This is a genomic window from Larkinella sp. C7, from assembly GCF_006149005.1.
Classification (GTDB): Bacteria; Bacteroidota; Bacteroidia; order Cytophagales; family Spirosomataceae; genus Larkinella.
The window spans coordinates 302-548 of sequence record NZ_VBSL01000105.1 but is presented as its reverse complement, the minus strand read 5'-3'; the positions used below and the strand labels follow the sequence as shown (position 1 = coordinate 548).

Genomic DNA, 247 nt, shown 5'->3' with positions numbered 1-247 from the left:
CCAGTCCGGTCACGGTCAACATTTTCCATGTCCAAGTTAGCATTTTCAAGGGCATCTAGGGCTGCATACATAGCAAAGAGAGAATAGTTATCCATCCGGTTCTTGTCTTTTTTGACAAAGTATTTATCGAATGGGAAGTCTTGAATTTCTCCAGCATTGTGAACTGGGATTTCGGAAGCATCAAACTTTGTAATGGGTTTAATACCGATTTTACCGTTTTCTAGGCTATTCCAGAATTCTTCTGGCG

1 protein-coding gene is annotated in these 247 nt (G+C 40.9%); it reads right to left on the bottom strand.

Annotated elements, in window-relative coordinates; all coding sequences use genetic code 11:
* Positions 1-247 (bottom strand): beta-ketoacyl synthase N-terminal-like domain-containing protein (locus FH871_RS34580; RefSeq protein ID WP_305036619.1); only part of this gene is annotated, 247 nt, incomplete at both ends.